Source organism: Chryseobacterium flavum, assembly GCF_003385595.1.
GTDB lineage: Bacteria > Bacteroidota > Bacteroidia > Flavobacteriales > Weeksellaceae > Chryseobacterium > Chryseobacterium flavum.
On record NZ_QNUE01000007.1, the window covers coordinates 144,931 to 165,814 of the forward strand.

15 protein-coding genes and 1 tRNA gene are annotated in these 20,884 nt (G+C 36.4%); 4 read left to right on the plus strand and 12 right to left on the minus strand.

Features of this window, described 5'->3' with window-relative positions; genetic code table 11:
- The first annotated feature begins 300 nt into the window (after positions 1-300).
- Positions 301-372: transfer RNA gene (locus DRF59_RS10830), tRNA-Arg, on the plus strand.
- 289 nt (positions 373-661) lie between these two features.
- Here the strand turns inward: DRF59_RS10830 and DRF59_RS10835 are convergent.
- Positions 662-1,768, minus strand: coding sequence for an epoxide hydrolase family protein (locus tag DRF59_RS10835; RefSeq protein WP_115959563.1), 1,107 nt, complete (start codon positions 1,766-1,768; stop codon positions 662-664).
- A gap of 334 nt (positions 1,769-2,102) precedes the next feature.
- On the opposite strand from DRF59_RS10835, the gene DRF59_RS10845 reads away from it, so the two are divergent.
- Entirely contained in the window at positions 2,103-2,738 is a 636-nt protein-coding gene (locus DRF59_RS10845) for an NAD(P)-dependent oxidoreductase (protein WP_115959567.1), read from the plus strand.
- 56 nt (positions 2,739-2,794) lie between these two features.
- Here DRF59_RS10845 and uvrA read toward each other — a convergent pair whose 3' ends face one another.
- Entirely contained in the window at positions 2,795-5,587 is a 2,793-nt protein-coding gene (uvrA, locus tag DRF59_RS10850) for an excinuclease ABC subunit UvrA (protein WP_115959569.1), read from the minus strand.
- A gap of 647 nt (positions 5,588-6,234) precedes the next feature.
- Here uvrA and DRF59_RS10855 point away from each other — a divergent pair.
- Positions 6,235-8,046, plus strand: a complete 1,812-nt coding sequence (locus tag DRF59_RS10855) for a TonB-dependent receptor plug domain-containing protein (protein ID WP_115959570.1) — start codon at positions 6,235-6,237, stop codon at positions 8,044-8,046.
- 71 nt (positions 8,047-8,117) lie between these two features.
- Complete coding sequence (locus DRF59_RS10860; protein WP_115959572.1) at positions 8,118-8,834, plus strand: DUF2490 domain-containing protein; 717 nt, start codon at positions 8,118-8,120, stop codon at positions 8,832-8,834.
- On the opposite strand, the gene DRF59_RS10865 is transcribed toward DRF59_RS10860, so the two are convergent.
- The 10 genes from DRF59_RS10865 to DRF59_RS10910 all read right to left on the minus strand — a co-directional run bounded on the left by DRF59_RS10865 (position 8,831) and on the right by DRF59_RS10910 (position 20,884).
- Positions 8,831-10,879: a M48 family metallopeptidase gene (locus tag DRF59_RS10865; RefSeq protein WP_115959574.1), complete on the minus strand. Its 2,049-nt coding sequence runs from the start codon at positions 10,877-10,879 to the stop codon at positions 8,831-8,833. The genes DRF59_RS10860 and DRF59_RS10865 overlap by 4 nt on opposite strands.
- A 10-nt stretch (positions 10,880-10,889) precedes the next feature.
- Complete coding sequence (locus DRF59_RS10870; RefSeq protein ID WP_115959814.1) at positions 10,890-11,336, minus strand: phosphohydrolase; 447 nt, start codon at positions 11,334-11,336, stop codon at positions 10,890-10,892.
- An 80-nt stretch (positions 11,337-11,416) separates the two neighbouring features.
- Complete coding sequence (locus DRF59_RS10875) at positions 11,417-11,752, minus strand: YegP family protein (RefSeq protein WP_115959576.1); 336 nt, start codon at positions 11,750-11,752, stop codon at positions 11,417-11,419.
- Positions 11,753-12,001: 249 nt separating this feature from the next.
- Entirely contained in the window at positions 12,002-13,777 is a 1,776-nt protein-coding gene (locus DRF59_RS10880) for an acyl-CoA dehydrogenase family protein (protein ID WP_115959578.1), read from the minus strand.
- Positions 13,778-13,889: 112 nt separating this feature from the next.
- The gene (locus tag DRF59_RS10885; protein ID WP_115959580.1) at positions 13,890-15,068 is read right to left on the minus strand and encodes an acetyl-CoA C-acyltransferase; all 1,179 of its coding nucleotides are present in this window, start codon (positions 15,066-15,068) and stop codon (positions 13,890-13,892) included.
- Positions 15,069-15,216: 148 nt separating this feature from the next.
- Entirely contained in the window at positions 15,217-17,622 is a 2,406-nt protein-coding gene (locus tag DRF59_RS10890) for a 3-hydroxyacyl-CoA dehydrogenase/enoyl-CoA hydratase family protein (protein ID WP_115959817.1), read from the minus strand.
- Positions 17,623-17,676: 54 nt separating this feature from the next.
- On the minus strand, positions 17,677-18,129 hold the full coding sequence (locus DRF59_RS10895; RefSeq protein ID WP_115959820.1) for a MarR family winged helix-turn-helix transcriptional regulator: 453 nt from the start codon (positions 18,127-18,129) through the stop codon (positions 17,677-17,679).
- A gap of 165 nt (positions 18,130-18,294) precedes the next feature.
- Entirely contained in the window at positions 18,295-19,218 is a 924-nt protein-coding gene (locus DRF59_RS10900; RefSeq protein ID WP_115959582.1) for an ABC transporter ATP-binding protein, read from the minus strand.
- Between the two features lie 108 nt (positions 19,219-19,326).
- On the minus strand, positions 19,327-20,298 hold the full coding sequence (locus DRF59_RS10905; RefSeq protein WP_185144919.1) for an iron ABC transporter permease: 972 nt from the start codon (positions 20,296-20,298) through the stop codon (positions 19,327-19,329).
- Between the two features lie 25 nt (positions 20,299-20,323).
- Positions 20,324-20,884, minus strand: coding sequence for a TlpA family protein disulfide reductase (locus DRF59_RS10910; RefSeq protein ID WP_115959586.1), 561 nt, complete (start codon positions 20,882-20,884; stop codon positions 20,324-20,326).

Consider the following 20,884-nt stretch of genomic DNA (forward strand, 5'->3'; position numbering starts at 1 on the left):
TTTTTTACCATTTTTATACGTATTTGTATCAAAAATAAAATACTTATAGAAGCTATTTTTGCAATACAAGTAATTGTAATATTTAAATAATAATTTATAAAATGAATTGATTGGTTCATTTTTATTGAAGATATTTTTTTTTCATCATTTGTGTTAAAGCTGCATCTCTAGCGGGATGTAGCTTTTTACTTATGGCGTTTTGCATTGCCCTCGGGAAATGTCTGTACATAAAAAATATTGAGGTCAATATTCACCCGGGTTTTGCAGGATCAAAATAATATGTAACTTTATCATTTGAAAGGCCCCATAGTTCAATGGATAGAATAGAAGTTTCCTAAACTTTAGATCCAAGTTCGATTCTTGGTGGGGCTACTAGACAAAAGAACCCACCCTTTAGGGGTGGGATTCAATAGATAAAACATCTCATTTTTTTAATTAGACAACAATAAAAAGCACAGCCGACAATGCTGTGCTTAAATTTTTATTTCAAATTTAATTGCAATTTCAATGTTGAGAAAAGCAAAAAAAGTTTCCACTTCGATTATTTTACATAGTAAATGTACAAATAATTTTAATACGAAATGTGAACTTAATGTTAAAATTAACAACTTATCCACATTTTATTGTGGATAAGTCTTCTTATCTGTATCAGGCAATCAGGTTAGGCAGAATAGAAAAATGTTCTTAGCTCATTCGCAAAAACCTGTGGTAGTTCCAAAGCAGCAAAATGACCGCCTTCATTCATCTTTTTGAAGCTTGCCACATTCACGAAACGTTCCGCCCATTCTTCAGGAAACTGGGCTTCCCGGGGAAATACAGCAATACCAGCCGGTACATTTGTTTTCTGCGGTGCTTGTGCGCCTCCCCATAACGTGCTGGCATCAGCTTTATACATTCTTACAGATGATCCTATAGTCTGGGTTACCCAGTAAATCATAATATTTGTAAGAAGTTCATCCCTTCCTCCGAATGCTGTTTCTATCATTTCAGGAGAAGCTCCTGCATTTATAAAGCTGATAATCCATGCGGCAAGCCCGGCAGGGGAGTCATTTAATCCGTATGCAATAGATTGAGGCTTGGTAGAATGTACCATCGCATAGGCTCCTTCACTATACCACCATTGCTGAACAAGCTGTGCGAACTCTTTTTCATCTTCACTCATACTTGCCGGGTCTTCCTGCCCCCTGGGATAACCTACATCTGTTAAATGAACAGCCTCCATCACTTCTGGATATTTTGAGGCCAGTGCTTTCACAACACCCATGCCTATGTCACCTCCTGCAGCACAAAACTTCTCATAGCCAAGGATATCTGTCATCAGCCTTTTCCAAAGGTCGGCTACTTCTCCGCTGCTGAGGGCTGTTTTATCGGAAAAGCCAAATCCGGGGATTGAAGGAATAATAAGATCAAAACTTTGTTCCCCCTCTGTAAGTAAAGGAATAATTTTATGAAAACGATAGTAGCTGTCCGGCCAGCCATGCGTAAGTATCAATGCTTTGGGATCAGGGCCCTTCCCCCTGATATATTGGAAGTGGATCAAAATTCCGTTTATCCGGACTGTATACTGAGGATGTTGATTCAATTGCTGTTCATGCATCTTCCAGTCGTACTCATTCATCCAATATTCGGTGAGTCCTTTAAGGTAAGTCTCATTGGTACCGTAGTTCCAGCCTGCCCCCTCGGCTTCTCCCGGCCATCGGGTGTTTTGCAGGCGGTTTTTCAAGTCTGATATTACGGTTTCGGGAATGTTAACAGTAAATGGTTCCATTTTATATATTTTATTTTGGTGTATCGGATTATAATAATATATTGATAATAAGAATGTTATCAAAGTTAAAGACTTTGCAGATTAAATTATGTTGACAAAATCATAAATTTTTATTTTTTAATCATAAAAGTGTAACTTTGATTTATTAAAATCTGATAATAACATATCATTCTTATTCAGGTATATTCTTAAACCTGAAAGCTTTGGTTCGATTTTCTGAACCCAATACATCTGTATATAAAAAATAATAAAAGACAGTATGTCTTGTAATTTCAATGGCTGGTAATGTTTAGCTGGCTGTTGATTCCTTATATCCAATATTAAAAGAATCATCATGAATAACTATAAAGCTGCCGTAATCGGCGGAACGGGAAAATCCGGACAATACCTGGTAGAAAACCTTCTTAAGAAAGGTTATTCCATTAAACTATTATTAAGACATCCGGAAAATTTTACAATCCGAAGTTCTTTGATTGAGGTTGTAAAAGGAGATGCTAGAGATAAAAATGCGATCCATTCATTGATCCGGGGTTGTGACGTTGTAATGAGCACATTAGGGCAACCTAAAGGAGAGAAGTCTATATTTTCTGATGCTGCAAGAAATATAATCCGGGCAATGGATCATTTTAAGATCAAGCGCTATATTGTAACTACCGGACTGAGTGTCAATACATCATCTGATCGCAAAAATGGAAGGATTAAAATGGCTACAGGCTGGATGTATCAGCATTATCCGGAGACAACCGCAGATAAGCAAAAAGAATATGAACTCCTTCTGGAAAGTAATCTGGACTGGACTTTGGTGAGATTGCCTTTAATCTCTCTTACAGAAGAACATTTTACAACCGCGGTAAGTCTTACCGACTGTAAAGGTGAAAATATCAGTGCCGCAGATCTTGCCGGATTTCTGATTTCACAGATTGAAGCCTCTGCATACTGCAGGAAAGCTCCGTTTCTTTATAATGTTTAATAGTATCCGGCTATTGTGGATAAAAAAACAGAGAGCCCTAAAGCTCTCTGTTTGTATTAGTTTTCTAATTTTTCTTTGATATATTTTGCAGTATAGGATTTCTTGTTTTTTGCCAGTTCTTCAGGAGTACCTGAAAATACGACTTCTCCACCATGTTTTCCTGCTTCCGGACCTATATCAATAATATGATCGGCACATTTAATAATATCCGGCTGATGCTCAATAACGATCACAGAGTGCCCCAGATCAATCAATGCCTGAAGGGATTTCAGTAATTTCTGAATGTCATGGAAATGAAGCCCGGTAGATGGCTCATCAAAAATAAACAGCGTTTTATCTGTGGTCACTCCCTTTACAAGGAATGAAGCTAATTTTACACGCTGAGCCTCGCCGCCGGAAAGGGTAGAAGAGCTTTGCCCCAACTGTAAATAACCTAAACCTACTTCCTGTAAGGGTTTCAGTTTTGTTACAATCTTTTCTTCATTATTATCTTTAAAGAATTCCAATGCTTCATCTACGGTCATATGAAGGATATCAGAAATATTTTTTTCATCAAATTTTACCTCCAGGATTTCGTTTTTGAAACGTGTTCCCTTACAAACTTCACATTCCAGTTCGATATCAGCCATAAACTGCATGGAAACATTGATGACTCCTTCTCCTTTACATTCATCACATCTTCCTCCATCTACGTTGAATGAGAAATGTTTAGGCTTATAACCCATCATTTTAGCTACTTTCTGCTTCGCAAAAAGATCACGGATGTCGTCATATGCTTTCAGGTAGGTTACAGGATTTGAGCGGGAAGATTTTCCGATCGGGTTCTGGTCAATCAATTCAATATTTTTGATCAGCTTTTTAGGGAATTCCACTGAATCGTAATCGCCTTTTTTTCCTCCCATTCCCAACTGGATCTGAATATCATTGGTCAGAATTTCTTTCATTAAGGTAGATTTTCCGCTTCCTGAAACACCGGATATCACGACCAGACTTTCTAAAGGGACATCCACATCAATATTTTTTAGGTTATTCTGCCTTGCTCCTTTAATATGGATCCATTCCTTAGCTTTTCTGCGTTTAGTGGGGATTTCTATTTCAAGTCTTCCGGTCAGGTATCTGGATGTAAGAGTATCAGCATTTTTCAGATCTTTATAGTCACCTGCAAATACCAGTTCTCCTCCAAGATATCCTGCTTCCGGACCAATATCAATAATATAATCAGCTGCTTTCATGACATCTTCATCATGTTCAACAACAATCACAGTATTTCCCAGATCACGAAGGTTTTTAAGTACCTCAATCAGATTTTCCGTATCCTTGGAATGAAGACCAATCGAAGGTTCGTCCAGAATGTAAATAGATCCTACCAGTGAACTTCCCAGACTTGTTGCCAGGTTAATCCGTTGGCTTTCTCCTCCGGAAAGGGTATTGGAAGTTCTGTTCAGTGTCAGATATCCAAGACCAACTTTGAGCAGGAATTCGAGACGGGTAGTGATTTCATACAATAGTCTTTTAGCTACTTCCTGATCATGCTCGGATAATTTTAATCCATTAATTAAGGGAGCCAGTTCATCCAGTGGAAGTTCAATCATAGATTGAATATTATGTCCGTCTACTTTCACCCAGCTGGTTTCTTCACGGAGTCTTAACCCTTCACAGGTCGGACAAAGGGTTTTCCCTCTGTACCGGGAAAGCATTACACGATACTGGATTTTATAAAGGTTTTCTTCAAGCATTTTGAAGAAGTTATTGATACAAGGGAAATTGCTTTTTCCATCACCTTTCCATAGAAAGTTTTTCTGTTCCTTGGTTAACTGATGATAGGGCTTATGTATAGGAAAGTCTCCGGCCTTTTTAATAAAGTCTTTTTTCCATTCACTCATGGTCTCACCTCTCCAGCAAACTATGGCATCTTCATAAACAGATAATGTTTTATTGGGAACAACAAGGTCCTCATCAATGCCTATTACTTTTCCATATCCTTCACAGGCCGGGCAAGCTCCGTAAGGATTGTTGAAACTGAAAAAATGAACATTGGGTTCAAGGAATTCCATACCATCCAGTTCAAATTTATTGGAGAATTCTTTTACTTTTCCGGTATCCGTATTTTTTAAGGAACAGTATCCACGTCCTTCATAAAAAGCCATCTGAATGGAATCTGCAAGACGTTGCAGAAAGCTTTCATCTTCTTCATAAGAAAAACGGTCAATGACCAGGTTAATGATCATTCCTTTTTCCGGAACAAACCCAAAACTTTCAAGGTCTTCAATTCCGGCAACGTTTCCGTTGATCTCGAGTCTGGTAAAACCGGCGAGCTTTAAAACCTTTAATGTTTCTTTGAAATTGTTGGTATCATATTCCAAAGGAGCGGTCAATAAAAATGATGCATCTTTTTTTGAGGATGTAATGAAATCCACAACATCTGAAACCGAATCTTTTTTTACTTCTTCACCGGAAACAGGAGAAAACGTCTTGCCTATCCTTGCAAATAAAAGTTTCATGTAATCATAAATCTCAGTAGAAGTACCAACGGTGGAACGCGGATTGGAAGAAATGACCTTTTGCTGGATAGCAATGGAAGGAGCAAGTCCTTTAATATCATCTACTTTAGGTTTTTCTAACTTCCCTAAAAACTGCCGGGCATAAGAACTTAAGCTTTCTACATATCTTCTCTGGCCTTCTGCGTAAATTGTATCAAAAGCCAGTGATGATTTACCACTTCCTGAAACTCCTGTAATCACAATAAGCTTGTTTTTAGGAATCAGAACATCTATATGTTTCAGATTGTTAAGATGAGCATTCTTAACGTAAATCTGTTTTTTTATATCAATATCTATAGTGTTAGCCATATTTTTTTATTCATAAAGTGACTGAACAGTAACTATTTTAAATCTGTCAGTTTAATGGTGTTTTGCCACGGAATATTCCAGGCGTGTCATCAATTGAATTTTAAATTCATCCACAATTCCTGCTAAATATGACAGTATACCACTTCATATACAATGTCAAAAATACAGTTGAAAAGGAATTTTCTATCTGAAAAATCAAGACCCACAAAATTACGAATTTTTAGTGAAAATCATATGCTTAACTGTTTCCCAAAAATTAATAAATGATCATAAAGTGCTGATTGATAATATGTGAATAGGAGTGGAAAAATATAAGGATTCAAGTAAATTTTGCTGACTTCCTATTTTTTTAGTTAAAATTTAATTGTATTCAGATCAATTTTATGATTTATGTTATGTTTTTTTATTTAACTATTGTTTTATGTTTTAAAATTAATTAAAATTGTACTTGTAAATATGTAATAGAATCATGAGAAAATTATTCAGAGATCTAGTTACACATTTAATGAGAAAAAGATAAAACTACTCCCTTAGAAAAGATACAGCATTTCCATGCTGTGTCTTTTTTATGACAAGTATCATTTGTCTGTATAGGTGAACTCCCTTACTTTTGGATTCTGTTATTAAAGAAAACTACGGATACGATTATGATCAAAAAGACAGGAAGTATTTTTTTTCTGGGAGCTCTGCTTTGGATTCATGCACAGGAAAAGACGACAGATATAGAAAGTATTGAATTTCAGGGAAAATTTATTTCTACATCCTATAAAAGTGCCAACCAGAATATCAGCGTAATTACAAAGGAAGATATTGCTCATTCTCCGTCCAGAAGTATTGATGAGATTCTTCAGCAGGTATCGGGAATGGATATCAGAAGGAGAGGGGCTAACGGGGTTCAAAGTGATATCGGTTTCCGGGGAAGTTCTTTTGAACAGGTATTGCTGTTGCTGAATGGGATCAGGATGAATGATTCACAAACCGGACATAATAACATGAATATTCCTGTAGATCTGGATGATGTAGAAAGAATAGAAATTATTAAAGGTCCTGCAGCAAGACGTTTTGGGCAAAATGCTTATGCGGGAGTGATTAACATCATCACTAAAGTTAATTACGGAAAACGTGTTAAGATAAGTGCTGATGCTGGTGATTATGAAACTTATGGATTAGGTTTCAATGCCCAGCTTGGAAATGAAAAATTCTCAAATTCACTTCAGGCCAACTCTGCTTCTTCTCAGGGATATATGTACAATACAGATTATGAAATCAGAAATGTATTTTACCAGGCCAGATTAGGCATCAAAAACGGAGATCTAAAGCTCCAGGCAGGTTTTTCCGAAAAAAAATTCGGTGCAAACGGATTTTATGCTTCCAAGAGTGCTACGGAGCAGTATGAAGAAACTCAGGCTTCTGTTGTCAGCCTTGCCCATCAGCAGACTTTCGGGAAGCTGAAACTCAATTCCAATGTATATTGGAGAAGAGGCCAGGATATGTACCTTTTTAAAAGACAAAACCCTTCCTTTTACAGGAATATGCACATAGGAAATAATGTAGGTGGAGAGGTGAATTCCAGCTATCAATGGGGATTGGGAACAACCGGAGTTGGCGTGGAACTCAGAAAGGAGTTTTTAGCCAGCAGTAACTTGGGTGAAAGAAACCGGTTTGTTTCACAAATCTTTTTTGAACATCATTTTTCATTGCTTGACAGGAAATTAAATATTAGTCCGGGAATTTCATGGGCTAACTATTCTAAAGAGGGTAATTTTTTCTATCCGGGACTTGATGTGGGATATAACTTTAATCCCAATAACAAGATTTATGGAAACATTGCAAAAGTACATAGGGTGCCGACATTTACAGAGTTATATTATAACAGCGAAACTGAAAAGGGAAATCCTGATCTGCTTCCCGAAAATGCAGTTTCATCAGAAATAGGGTATCAATATCAGAATACCAGAATTCTTGCAAAAATAAGTGGATTTATGAGAAATTCTGACAATTCAATTGATTGGGTTAAAAAAAATATCAATGATCAGGTTTGGTATGCTCAGAATGTAGGAGAAATTAAGATCAAAGGAATTGAAGCGGAATTTAATCATAAAGTAAATAACTGGTTGAAATACTCTGTGGGATATACTTATCTGGATAGTAAAATTAAAGAGAATAATGAATTTGTTTCACGATATATTCTGGACAATCTGAAGCATCAGTTTATTTCCAGATTAGAAACTAAATTCCTTAAAAGTTTCACCAATGAGCTCGTTTACCGGTATAATGAAAGGGTAAACCAGGGAAGTTATAATCTTGTGGATGAAAAACTGACCTTTAATCAAAAAGACTTTTCAGTCTATATTCTGATCAATAATATAACCAATACAAATTATACCGAAGCATTCGAGGTAGAAATGCCTCAAAGGTGGTTTCATATTGGGATTTCTTATATGATTAACATTAAATAGGTGTTAACTTAATATTAAGTAAAGTTAATATTAACAAATTGTTAAAAGATATACATTTGCAAAAATTTTTTATGAAGCGTTTATTAGGTCTGGGTTTACTTTTAGGTTTTACTTTTTTTAAAGCACAGGAGCATCTTTCAAGCTTTAATGCTGTAACGCTGACTTATAAATTTCATCCCAAATTTTTTATTTATGGTGAAGGCCAGCTAAGGGGTAATGAAGATTATACCTATCCTGATTATTACGAAATAAAAGGAGGTGTGGGATATTATCTTACCAAGAATCATAAGCCGTTTATCGGACTGGGCAGATATGTTAATTATAAAAACCATAGTTTAAGCAGAGAAGAATTCAGGGTATGGATTCAGGATGTGATTGATTTCAAAAAGGGTATTGTAAAATTTGAAAACCGTTTCCGTGCAGAAAAAAGCTGGTTTTATGAACCTAAAACTGATGAAACCTCTCAAAGAATGCGCTATCGTTACCGTTTGAATGTAAGTGTCCCTTTAAATGCTAAAACCATTAAAAAAGGAACTGTATTTGCAAATGCTTATGATGAAATATTTTTGGTAAGCCCAATGAAGCCTACTTTCGCCAGAAACAGGGTATATGGCGGGTTCGGCTATCAGATCGATGATTATTTCGGTATTCTGACCGGATATCTGTGGCAGCGTGAATTTGAAGCTAAAGGCAATAAAAATCTGCATTTCATTTATTTAGCTTTAAATATAAATATAGACGGTACAGACCACCCGACAAAAACATATGATTTCCCTGGGGCGGACTAATTCTTATGCAGATCCGACTGAAAGTTGAGAAGATCCAGCTTGGAATTCAGATAATGATCATTGAGTAAGGCCTGATATTTTTCAATAAGTAAGAATATTGCTTGTACTTCATGCTCAAGATATTTGTCTTTATTGAAGTAAATATATTCAGAATCTGTAAATTCCTGAAAAAGGGTTTTGTCTTCATGGTTTAATGCTTCCACATAAGCTGATTTTTCAAGGAGCTCTCTTATTTTTTGCTTAAAAGGTTTTTCAGCTTTTAATAACTGAGCTCTGTGTTTACGGATTTCATCAAAGGGCAGAGTAGTTGCCATAAACTGCAGATGAACGGTAAAGTCATTGAGGCTTCTTTGAAAATCATCAAATTCCTGATCTATTACGGCAAACTTTTTATACTTATTAAATAAATCCTTTTTCTGATCTTGATTGGCAATGTTATAGTAATGCCGGAAAACAGCTTTATCATTTTCCTGAAGTTCTTCCTTTACCCTTTTCAGTTCATTTTCCAGTTGAGGAATAAGACTTTTGGCATCTTTTGTTTTGTATAAAGTACCATCAAATCTGAAGGTCTTCACTTCCTTCGGATAGGAAATAAGATATTGCAGGGTCTGCAGGTCATTTTCTATTCCAGATTTTTCATACACCAGGGAAACCTTTCTATCGCTGAAAAGATCTTCAAAAGAAGAAGATGTAATCTCTGAGGCTGAAGATTCAATGTCCTCTACAACAGGATTGTGTCTTTCGTAGTATCCGTTAAAATCTGAACTAAAGGCTTTGTAAGTATTATTATCAAGGTAAAGCTGTACAAAAGTTTCATTATCTATCACTTCACCTACATTTTTTACACTGTGCAAAGTGAGGAATTTTGACGTCATGGTTTCGCAGATATTATCAAACCCCCTGATGATTTCTTGTGCATATCTGTGGTCTGCAGCAGAATTTCTGGTTGCATTTGTTTTTATTCTTTCTATCCTTTTTAAAATATCGGGATGGGAAGTCCACTGGTCTTCAATTTCTATCCGGGATTTGTTATAGCGGGTAAGGTCTTCCGCCTCTATTTTTGGAAGTCCGTTGATATAAGGATGATTATTTCTTTCGCTTAAGATTTTCATTAAGGATAGCTGATTTTGGTAGAGGTTTTTCGGAAGGTATTTTTGCTGGCTTTCAGTATAAAAGTGAAAGGAATAATTAAATGCTGCGTCACTTAATTCCAGTCTTAATAAAGAAGAAGCCTGCTCTTCGGGGTTGGTAATAAATGTTGAAATGGCATCAGCATGGTATTCCATTTCTCTTTGCAGGGAGGCATGGTTTTTAAAAAGAAAGCTGGAAATGCTTTTAAGAACGGACTGAAATGCATTGATGAAGCTTATGGATATGAGACCGAAAATTTTGAAAACAGCATTTCCCCCTGAAAATTCTAAAATGAAGTTTTCATAATCCTTATTATTGTAAACAGTCTCAAAAATTATTCTTTCTGCCTGATTAACATACCCGCCGATTTTCATACTTTTTTGAGAAAAATGCCCGAATTCATGGGCCAGAATACTTCTTAACTCTCCTACACTTGTTGAGTTTATAAGCCCTACACCAATGGTAAGGTTCTTTTTTACAGGGAGGAGCATGCTCCAAAAGATGGAATTATAGCTTACACTGGCATTTACATCCGGTGACAGAAAAACCTTCTTAGGAGCTTGTACTTTTGTTTCAGCTACAATTTCGTCAATGATAGCAAAAAGTTCCGGCTGGTTGGATCTGTTTACTTCAATCAGATGACGGGTGCTGTAATGTGATTTCTTAAAAATGAATTTAACAAGAAATATAAAAACAAAAACTCCGATACTAAATAGCCCTGCAGCTCCAAATATTGTAAAATAATTAACAGAAATAGTTAAAAGCTTTACAGCTCCGTATCCTAATAGAAAAATCATCAGAAGAGAAGCGGCAATGAGCATCAGATAAATCAGAAAAAAAACTGAAACAGATACAATAGCAGAGGTCAGCTTAGATTGATAAGCTAATGAAATTTTGGGCAGATTATTAGTCATGTGTTTTTTATTAATATTTTTCGATCAGGTACCGATAAGCTTTTAAATATTTATTAAATCTTTTAATATCCTTAGGGGTAAGTTCTCTGTTTACCCTTCTGAGATCCATATTATCCCGGAGATCATTCAGTTTTACTGCTACAGCCAGGGGAGATCTTTCTGTTCTTTTGATGAATTCATCATAATCTTCTTCGGGATCAAATTTGGTAAGGCAGCTGACTGCAAAAATAATATACTCCGGAAAGCCTTCTGTTCTCAGATAATCCAGGCTAAATTCCTGAGGATGATCTTCCACTACATCATGTAATACACCTACAATTTTCTCATCGAGGGTCTTACCATATTCCATAACACGCATAACATGAGCTATATATGGGGCATGATATTTATCGGTTTGACCTTTATGTGCTTTATCAGCTATTTTTATGGCTCTATTTAATAATTCTTCTTTTGTCATTTTTCTTGAAAAATAGACTACAAAAATAAAAAATGCCTTAAAAAAATAAGACATTTTTATAGAGATTATTTCAGATGTTTTTATAAAACTGTTTCATCCTCTACAGAAGCATTTGGAGCGTTATGTTTTACTGACTCTATGCCATTTTCCATTCCGTTTTCGGATTCATACATCTGGCTTGTCCCAATAATCTGTCCATTGCCTGCTTTAAGGTTAAAGTAACACCTGTCATTTTTAGCCTTATTTCTTTCAAATTTTGAATCGTCCTGAGAATTGGTTTTTACAGATCCGATTCCATTTTCACACGAAGGTTTGGTGCTGTATCCCTGACTGGTCAGAATTACCTGACCATTTCCTGCTTTGAGGTTAAACTGATAGTCACCGTTTGTTCTCTTTGAAATAATGAATTTTCCCATGGTAATAGTTTTTAGAATTGTTTATTTTGAATCATGTAGGCAAAGCCCTTTGTTTCTTGATATTAATAAGGTTTTTAAAGTCCATAAAAACTTTTATCCTACCAAACGGCAATTGTTCCTGAAAAAGAAAGTGGGAATTAATAAAGTTTTCATGTGTTTTTATTTTAAATAAAATTAATAAAAAAAAATGAAAAATAAAAAAAGCGCCTCAAAATGAGGCGCCTGTGAATCAAATATATGTTATAAAGACTAATAAGCTCCTTTTTCAATATAGTGGGCTGCTACTTTTTCAGTTAAAGCCACTACATTCGGATTATTGGTATATTTTGTAAATCTTCTTAATCCTGAAAGCATCATTCTCTGCTCATCTCCTTCAGCAAAAGAAATAATTCCCTCCTTAGCTGCTGTAATGATTTTTTCAACAGCTTTATAAAGGTTCAGCTGTGCCATTGCAGCTTCCACAGAGTCAGGCGAGAAATGTTTTTCGGCCCTTAAAACTGCAGATTCCGCCATGTAGATTTGGTTAAGGATTTCAGAAGCGTTCAATAATAAATGCTGTTGTTTTTCAATATCCATCATATATTTCTGAAGGGCAGCTCCGGAAACCATCAGGAAAACTTTCTTAAGGTTAGCGATAATTGCTTTTTCCTCACTCATAAATTCAGAATAGTCAGGAACTTCAAATGAAGGAATTCCCATCAATTCTTTACTGATGGCCATTGCCGGAGATAAAAGGTCTAATTCTCCCTTCATTGCTCTCTTAATAAGCATTCCTACAGCTAATAACCTGTTGATCTCATTTGTTCCTTCATAGATTCTTGAAATTCTTGAGTCTCTCCATGCTGCTTCCATAGGAGTATCTTCAGAGAATCCCATACCTCCGTAAACCTGAATTCCTTCATCAGCCGTATTTTGGGCAAGGTCAGAAACGAAGACTTTAAGAATTGAACATTCCACAGCAAATTCTTCAACTCCTTTCAGCTCAGCGGCCTGGTGATCCATTCCTCCGGCTACCAGTTCGTCAATTTTGTCCTGAATATTTTTTGCTGCTCTGTAAGAACCCGCTTCACTAACGAATACTCCGGTTGCCATTTCAGCAATTTTCTTTCTGATCGCTCCGAAAGTAGAGATTGAAACGCCAAATTGCTTTCTTTCGTTAGCGTACTGGATAGAGTGGTTCAAAATTCTTCTTTGTGCATCCAGGCAGGCTGCTGCCAGTTTGATACGTCCTACATTCAGCGCATTTAAAGCGATTTTGAAACCATTGTTTCTTTCACCTAAAAGGTTCTCTACAGGAATCTTCATATCATTGAAGAATACCTGGCGGGTAGAAGAAGCGCGGATTCCCAGCTTGTGCTCTTCTTCACCGAAAGTCAGGCTTTCAGGGTTTTCAAGCTCTGAACGGTTAATGACAAAACCGGTAATGTTCTTATCATCGTCAATCTTGGCAAATAATGTGAATGTATCTGCAAATCCTGCATTGGAGATCCACATTTTCTGGCCATTGATAATATAGTGTTTTCCGTCTTCGGAAAGTTTGGCTCTTGTTTTTCCGGAGTTCGCATCAGAACCTGCATCAGGCTCAGTTAGGCAATAAGCCCCGAACTTTGTTCCGGTTGCAAGGTCCGGAAGGTATTTTTTCTTCTGCTCTTCAGTTCCGTATAAAACAATAGGAAGGGTACCGATACCGGTGTGTGCCCCATAAGCTGTAGCCAGTGACCCCGTGGTTCCTGAAAGATAGTCACAAGCAAGCATTGTTGTTACAAAGCCCATTCCAAGTCCTCCATATTCTTCAGGTACAGCTATTCCCAGCATTCCCATTTCACCAAGTTTACGCATGGTTTCTTCAGTGAATGCATAATCTTTCTTTTCAAAACGCTCTTTTTGAGGAACTACTTCTCTGTCAATAAATTCTTTTGCAGAATCACGAAGCATTTTTTGCTCTTCGTTCAGTTCTTCAAGACTGAAAATTTCATTTGCAGGAATTTGTTTGATCAGGAATTCCCCGCCTTTTAATGTAGCCATATATTATTTTGTTTTTATAACGATTAGTAATTTTGTAGTAACGTATTCATGTAAATGTATGATCCTATTTAAAACTTCATGAATACATTTTACATAAATACATAAGTACATTTTATAGAAGTTCAAAAATAGAAGCCGCTCCCTGGCCGGTTCCTACACACATAGAGACCATACCGTATTTATTGCCGCGTTTTCTCATCTCATCTAAAAGCTGAACGGTCAGTTTCGTTCCGGTACAGCCCAGTGGATGGCCTAACGCAATTGCTCCTCCGTTTACATTCAAGATCTCAGGATTTAGGCCTAACTCTTTTTTAATAGCAACTGATTGAGAAGCGAATGCTTCATTAAGTTCGATCAGCTCAATATCTTTTAATTCAAGACCAGCTTGCTTTAAAGCTTTTGGAATGGCATAAATTGGGCCCATACCCATGATTCTTGGTTCAAGTCCCGCTGCAGCATAAGCTACTAATCTTGCTTCCGGCTGAAGTCCGAGTTCTTTTACCATTTCCTCACTCATGACCATTACAAAAGCCGCTCCGTCGCTCATTTGGGACGAGTTACCTGCAGTTACACTTCCTCCATTGGCAAAAACAGGTCTTAATTTAGCCAGGCCTTGAAGGGATGTGTCAGCTCTTGGTCCTTCATCTACAGAGAAATCAAACTTTTTGGTTTGTAATTTCTGATTTTCATCAAGGAAATTATATTCAACAGGAATTGGAACAATCTGATTGGCAAATCTTCCTTCCTGATTTGCTTTTAAAGCTTTCATATGAGATTCAAAAGCAAATTGATCCTGTTCTTCTCTTGTAATGTTATATTGTTTGGCCACTTCTTCAGCAGTATAACCCATTCCCCAATAATAATCAGGGTTGGTTTTTGCAATATCTGTTTCAGGAACCGGCTTATAACCTCCCATCGGGATATAGGACATTGATTCTGTACCTCCTGCGATAATACAGTCTGCCATTCCTGCCTGAATTTTAGCGGAAGCAATAGCAATGGCTTCACTTCCTGAAGCACAATATCTGTTTACGGTTACTCCCGGAACTTTATCAGTATTTAATCCCATTAATGAGATAAGGCGGGCTACATTCAGCCCTTGCTCAGCTTCCGGCATCGCATTCCCTACAATAAGGTCATCAATTCTGTTTTTATCTAATTGTGGTAGCTCAGCCATTAATTTTTCAATAACAGTAGCTGCCATCACATCCGGACGTGTAAAACGCAGAGATCCTTTTGGCGCTTTTCCTACTGCAGTTCTGAATCCTTTTACTATGTATGCTGTTTTCATTTTTTTGTATTAAAGTATTTACGTAAAATGTATTTATATTTAAAATGTCTGAGTATTAAGTTCTTTGTTTCAGCTTTGTTCCCAACTTTCCAGTCTATGAAATTGTGCATTGCGGATACATTAATACTTTTTACATTTTACAGAAAAATTAGTTTCTCAATGGTTTTCCGTTTTGCAGCATGTACTGAATTCGTTCTAAGGTTTTTCTTTCTCCACAAAGGGATAAGAATGTTTCTCTTTCAAGATTTAATAGATATTGTTCAGTAACTACAGTTGGTTCAGACAGGTTTCCGCCTACCATTACGTTGGCCAGCTTATCTGCAATTTTTTTATCATGTTCCGAAATATAATTTCCGGTAAGCATTTGGTCGGTTCCCACATAGAACATTCCCAGAGCATCTTTTCCCAGTACTTTTACTTTTTGTTCAATAGGTTGGGTATATCCTTGTTCTGCAAGTAATTTTGCTACTTTTTTGGCTTCAGCAATCTGTCTGTTTTTGCTTACCGAAACAATATCTTTACCTTTTTCAAGAATTCCCATATCGTAAGCTTCATAAGCAGAAGTAGCTACTTTACCCATGGCAATATTCATGAAAGCATCGCGAAGTCTGTTGTTTTTAACATCATCATTATGGAACTCCCTGGAAGTTCTTAAGGTAAGTTCTTTGGTACCACCACCGCCAGGGATTACCCCAACTCCGGTTTCTACCAACCCGATATATGTTTCTGCTGCAGCAACCACTCTGTCGGCATGCATTGTCATTTCGCAGCCCCCACCTAAAGTCATTCCGTGAGGAGCAACTACCACAGGAATAGAGGAGTAACGAACCCTCATCATTGATTTCTGGAAATAGGCAATGGCCATATTCAGATCATCCCAATCCTGCTCAATGGCCATCATCAGGATCATGGCAAGATTAGCTCCTACAGAGAAGTTGGCCCCCTGATTTCCGACTACCAGTCCGTCATATTCTTTTTCTGCAAGATCAATAGCTCTGTTTAATCCATCAAGAACCTCTCCTCCAAGAGAGTTCATTTTTGAACGGATTTCAAAATTGATAATTCCATCTCCAAGGTCTTCAATAGCAGCTCCCGAATTACTCCAAAGTGTTTTATTCTTTCTGATATTGTCCAAGATAATGAAAGCATCCTGCCCCGGAATATTGTTATAATTTCCTGAATTTTTATCATAGAAAATGCTTTGGCCTTCATCATTTACTTTATAGAAGGTTTCTCCTTTTTCTCCTAAAGCTTTTACCCAGTCTGAAACTTCGTATCCTGCATCTTTTGCCAGCTCTATACCTTTTGTAACACCTACAGCATCCCAGATTTCAAACGGTCCGTTTTCCCATCCGAAGCCGGCTCTCATGGCATCATCAATTTTATAAACTTCGTCAGAAATTTCCGGAACTTTATGGGAAACGTAAGCGAATAGTGCTCCCAAAGATTTTCTGTATAGTTCACCAGCCTTATCCTTACCACCGATCAATACTTTAAATCTGTCAATAGGCTTATCAATAGATTTTGTTAATTCCAGAGTAGGGAATGATGATTTTCCCTGAAGTTCATATTCTAAAGTATCAAGGTTTAGTCCGTGAATTTCAGACTTTCCATCTGCGTTTTTCACCTTTTTATAGAAACCTTGTTCTGTTTTTGAACCCAGCCATTTGTTATCCATCATTTTCTGGATATAATCGGGAAGGGCAAAAACATCGTTGAAATCGTTGGCTTCGGCACCGCTCTGACGAACTCCGTTGGCCACCATTACTAAAGTATCAAGACCTACGACATCAGCAGTCCTGAATGTTGCGGATTTCGGACGTCCTATTACAGGACCTGTCAGTTTATCCACATCAGAAACAGTCAGTCCCAGTTTCTGTACATTGTGAAGAAGATCCATCATAGAAAATACACCGATTCTGTTGGCAATGAATGCAGGAGTATCTTTTGCTAAAACGGTTGTTTTACCCAGGAATTTTGCTCCATAATTCATATAGAAATCAATAATCTCCGGATCTGTATCATTGGTTGGGATGATCTCTAAAAGAGGAAGATATCTTACAGGATTGAAGAAGTGCGTTCCTGCGAAGTACTTTTTAAAATCATCACTTCTTCCTTCTGTCAGCAAATGGATCGGAATTCCGGAAGTATTTGAAGAAATTAATGTCCCTGGTTTTCTGAACTGCTCAATTTTCTCATATACTGATTTTTTGATATCAAGCCTTTCTACCACGACTTCGATAATCCAGTCTGTATTTTTTATTTTTGGTAAATCATCATCGAAGTTTCCTATTTTGATTCTGTCTGCAAACTTTGGAGAATAAAGAAGTGCAGGACTTGCTTTCTTAAGTTTTTCAAAGTTTTCAGCAGCAATTCTGTTTCTTACTACTTTGTCATCTTTGGTCAAACCTTTTTTCTGCTCAGCTTCAGTCAGTTCAAAAGGAACAATATCTAAAAGAGACACTTCAACTCCGATATTGGCGAAGTGAGCTGCGATACCGCTTCCCATAATTCCTGAACCAAGAACCGTTACATGTTTGATTCTTCTTTTCATATGTAAATTTTTATTATTAATATGGTCATATGGAGCCATATGGTTTTATTTAATTTATTTTCTGTTGTTTAAAAGTTCGTTGGCTATTTTCATAATTTCCGACATCACTTCTTTAAAAGTATCCATTTTTTCAGGGGCAATTTTTTCCATTACCTTTTTATTGAAATTGACGACTACTTCTTTTGAAAGATTTCTGGAATTTAATCCTTTGTCAGTAAGTTTAATGATCACCTCTCTTTTATCAGTGGTGGTTTTTTCCTTATAGATATATCCATTATCTTCCAGAAGCTTAATGATTCGGGTTAAAGAAGTGGGCTCTATGGCCATTTTAGGGCCCAGGTTGGTACTCCGTGTTCCTTCTTTGGGATCGATTTTAAGAAGGGTAAGTGCTTGTACAGCTGTAGAATCATGCTCTTGAGCTAACTCTGTGTACATTTTTGAAACAGCCAGCCAGGTCTGTTTTAAAATCAAATCTACGTTTTCTATTTTTTCCTTGTTATTATCCATCATTATTGCGCTAATGGTTTTACCCAAATTTAGTAAATATTATGCATGCATAATATTTACTAACGTTAAATTTTGTTAATAATCTGATAATAAACAAATTAAATTGTATGAGTTGCATAATACTATGCATGCATAGTATGTTAAATATCTAATAAAAAAGCTGTATTAATGAGAGTTTGAAAGGAAATTGAGTATTTCTTCGAATGATTCACATTTGTGCTTCAGGGAATCCTTGCTAATTACCCAAAAACTGTTCTGAAATTCAAAATGTAATGAAGAAAGGTCTTTCCGGAAGTTTTTCTGAAGCAGGGAATATAGCATTTCTTTATAAACCGGAGGTGCAGAAATACCCGGAGCAATAAAGTTTTCACTGATTTGAAATAAGGAAGCATTGGTAAGTTCTTTATGCTGAACAAGAACGTCTTCAACAATTCCGGAATAAAGCTGTGTATCTTTTACATACCAGATTTTATCGGCAAACTCTTTAGCCAATCTCCAGTCATGAGAAGAGAATAAAATGAGCCTTCCTTGTTCTTTTGCTAGTTTTCTGAGGGTCTTCAGGATAATAACTTTGTTTTTCTCATCCAGATGGGTTGTTGGTTCATCCAGAATAATAACAGGAGAATTCTGCGTTATAGCACGTCCTATAAATGCTTTTTGAAGATTACCATCTGAAAGGTTTTTAAGAAGGGTATGCTTGTATTGGGTAAGCTGCAGCTCATCAATAATATGGGAAACTTCTTTGCGGTCTTCTTCTTTTAGTTCAAAATAAAATGGATAATAAATATATTTTCCTAATGAGATAAGATCTTCAACTGTATAATGTTGTGGAATTACTGATTTTGAAAAAACAATGGCAATCTGCTTTGCAATTTCCTGAACGGAAAGGTTTTTTACATTTTTATTATTGATTAAAATTTCTCCGGCCAACAAAGGAATCTGATGAAGAACAGATTTTATTAAGGTTGTTTTTCCTACTCCGTTATTTCCGATCAACAGGCAGACATCACCCAGCTTCAGATCTGCATTGGCATTGGAAATTAATGTCGTATTGTGGCCAATATCTGCCCGTTTAATTTGTAGGTGCATATTTAGATTATTAAATATAGAAGCGCAAAATGTTTTTTACAAAAATACGGTTTTTAAGATGCACGAATTGATTTTGATCAGATTCTTGTACAGTTCCGGCAAAAAAAATTAAACTTTACTCTGCTTCAAAAGCATCATAAGGATTACAGGTATTCCAAAAACAGAGCTTATTACATTCAATGGGATCTGGGTTTTTTCTGCAATGACTGAGAAGAGCAGCATAATAAGCATTCCCAGGAACATGTTTAATATCCATTGCTGCCATAGTTTAGACGGATTGTAGATCAGCCTGCAAAAGTGAGGAACAATAATTCCTATAAACAAAATAGGACCTAAAAATGCCGTAATAGAAGCTGATAGCAGGGAAGAGGCTGCAATAACCAGTAATTTCAGGTGTTTCAGATTAACACCCAGGCTCTGTGCGTAGGAAGTACCCAGAGAATTCCCAATTAATGGTTTTATTGTTTTAAAGCAAAGGAATAAACCGGTTATAATCAGAATAAATAAGACATACACCTGGTTTCTGCTTACCATATTATTGGCGCCAAAAGACCATAGAATGTAGTTTTTAAGACTTTGGTTCTCGGCATAAAACTGAAGTAAAGAAACAATAGCACCTGCAAAAGCTGATATTAAGAATCCAAAAATTATAAGATAGGATTTATCCTGAAATTTATTGGAGATTGATAATAAAATAAACATTAAAGCTAAGCTTCCACCAATAGCAGCTAAGCTGATAAAACTGTTCTGAAGAAATTCCGGAAGCAGAATATCATGCGAGAAGAAAATATAAAATGCAACGGACAGGCTCGCTATTGAAGTGATCCCCAAGATATCAGGGCCGGCTAAAGGATTTTGAAAATATTCCTGCATCAGGAAGCCCGACGTAGGGATTGAAATTCCGGCAAGAAGCATTATCAAAACGCGGTTCACCCGGATTTCTGCAATTTGACTTTGAGAAGTTACCTGGAAAAAATCCTGGAAACTTAAACTTAAAAAACCTGTATTCAGATTGAGAATTGCAGCTAAAATAATTGCAGCTACCAGTAATAAACACAGGATTTTAAATCTTTTTGACATTATTCAGAAAGAATTTCTGTATGTTTTATTTTAAAAAGGAATCAATTTTTGAATTCAGTACTTCTTCTGTCATCATTCCAAGGTATTCATCAGTTTTGTTACCTTGTCTCATATAGGTAAAAGGAATAGAACCTCCGTCCCATTGTTTAAAATTGTTGGAAAAGAAGTTTTGATCCAGTTTCTGTCCGTCAAGTAAAATGACATGTCCGTTCAGATTATTTTCTGTGACAAAATTTTTCACTGCACCATCCCAGTCTGATTTATCATCCAGATTCACAAAAGTGAATTTTACGGGTTTTCCTTTTAGCTCCTGCATTTTGTTTTTAAAACTCGGAATTTCTCTCATACATGGTCCGCACCAGGTTGCAAAGAAATTAGTGACATATAAGGTGTCATTGTTTTTAGCTAAATATTGTCCTACATTTTCCGGAGAAATTTCTCTGGGAGTATATGCGGCTACTTCAGCATTTGCATTTTGAGTTACTGAAAGCGAATCTGTTTCCACAGTATCATCTGTTTTCTGGCTTTCTTTTTTACAGCTGAAAAGAGCAGTAAGAACAAGCGTGGATAAAATTATCTTCTTCAT

What these genes read in the sequence shown, in the direction of transcription:
- DRF59_RS10835 (WP_115959563.1), bottom strand. Translation starts at nt 1,768, where the DNA reads ATGGAACCATTTACTGTTAACATTCCCGAAACCGTAATATCAGACTTG.
- DRF59_RS10845 (WP_115959567.1), top strand. Translation starts at nt 2,103, where the DNA reads ATGAATAACTATAAAGCTGCCGTAATCGGCGGAACGGGAAAATCCGGA.
- uvrA (WP_115959569.1), bottom strand. Translation starts at nt 5,587, where the DNA reads ATGGCTAACACTATAGATATTGATATAAAAAAACAGATTTACGTTAAG.
- DRF59_RS10855 (WP_115959570.1), top strand. Translation starts at nt 6,235, where the DNA reads ATGATCAAAAAGACAGGAAGTATTTTTTTTCTGGGAGCTCTGCTTTGG.
- DRF59_RS10860 (WP_115959572.1), top strand. Translation starts at nt 8,118, where the DNA reads ATGAAGCGTTTATTAGGTCTGGGTTTACTTTTAGGTTTTACTTTTTTT.
- DRF59_RS10865 (WP_115959574.1), bottom strand. Translation starts at nt 10,879, where the DNA reads ATGACTAATAATCTGCCCAAAATTTCATTAGCTTATCAATCTAAGCTG.
- DRF59_RS10870 (WP_115959814.1), bottom strand. Translation starts at nt 11,336, where the DNA reads ATGACAAAAGAAGAATTATTAAATAGAGCCATAAAAATAGCTGATAAA.
- DRF59_RS10875 (WP_115959576.1), bottom strand. Translation starts at nt 11,752, where the DNA reads ATGGGAAAATTCATTATTTCAAAGAGAACAAACGGTGACTATCAGTTT.
- DRF59_RS10880 (WP_115959578.1), bottom strand. Translation starts at nt 13,777, where the DNA reads ATGGCTACATTAAAAGGCGGGGAATTCCTGATCAAACAAATTCCTGCA.
- DRF59_RS10885 (WP_115959580.1), bottom strand. Translation starts at nt 15,068, where the DNA reads ATGAAAACAGCATACATAGTAAAAGGATTCAGAACTGCAGTAGGAAAA.
- DRF59_RS10890 (WP_115959817.1), bottom strand. Translation starts at nt 17,622, where the DNA reads ATGAAAAGAAGAATCAAACATGTAACGGTTCTTGGTTCAGGAATTATG.
- DRF59_RS10895 (WP_115959820.1), bottom strand. Translation starts at nt 18,129, where the DNA reads ATGGATAATAACAAGGAAAAAATAGAAAACGTAGATTTGATTTTAAAA.
- DRF59_RS10900 (WP_115959582.1), bottom strand. Translation starts at nt 19,218, where the DNA reads ATGCACCTACAAATTAAACGGGCAGATATTGGCCACAATACGACATTA.
- DRF59_RS10905 (WP_185144919.1), bottom strand. Translation starts at nt 20,298, where the DNA reads ATGTCAAAAAGATTTAAAATCCTGTGTTTATTACTGGTAGCTGCAATT.
- DRF59_RS10910 (WP_115959586.1), bottom strand. Translation starts at nt 20,884, where the DNA reads ATGAAGAAGATAATTTTATCCACGCTTGTTCTTACTGCTCTTTTCAGC.